The 644-nt window shown below is 46.9% G+C and carries 1 protein-coding gene and 1 pseudogene; both read left to right on the top strand.

From position 1 onward, the window contains the following. Positions 1-2: 2 nt before the first annotated feature. On the top strand, positions 3-458 hold the full coding sequence (locus R7040_RS27385; RefSeq protein WP_318097732.1) for a MarR family transcriptional regulator: 456 nt from the start codon (positions 3-5) through the stop codon (positions 456-458). Positions 459-495: 37 nt separating this feature from the next. Further along, positions 496-644: pseudogene (locus R7040_RS27380) on the top strand (HlyD family secretion protein); the annotation flags it as partial.

Here is a 644-nt window from a genome sequence, read left to right as displayed (position 1 = left end):
TTATGATTCAAGACATCAACATTTTGAGAGATCTGTCCCTTGCCGAAAAACTGTCTCGTGTCGCTCGTTTATGGAAGATGGTTGCCGACCGTGAGCTCGAACCGCTAAACCTAACTTACCCGCGCTGGACGGCGCTTTGGAAGCTGTATCGAATGGGCGACAACATCAGTCAAAAGCAACTTTCTGAAGCGCTTGAGATTGAGCTTGCCTCGTTGATGCGCACGCTAAAACTGCTCGAAGAGCAATCGCTCATTACGCGACGTTGTTGTGAGCATGACAAGCGAGCACGAATTGTCAGCTTAACGGACGAAGGCAAAGAGCTGTTGATACAAATGGAAGAACGCATCTTGCAGGTTCGTCGAAAACTGCTCTCAGAAATCAATGATCAAGAGCTAAAGAAATTGGGCTTGATCCTAGAACAAATTGCTCACAATGCGCTCGATTCACTTGGCGAATAAAGTCAGAAATCCTAATAAAAAAGAGAAGTAAACGCCTATGACTCCAGACCAAAAGTTCGCGCGTTGGATCAAATATTCTTGCGTCGCGTTTGTCCTTGTCTTCGCCTATTTTCTTGTTGCAGATTTAGCAATGCCGTTAACTCCTCAGGCGATGGCTACCCGAGTGGTAACCAAGGTCGCCCCCTG

The organism is Vibrio sp. 1069 (genome assembly GCF_033340555.1).
This window is presented reverse-complemented; position numbering and strand designations above follow the sequence as displayed.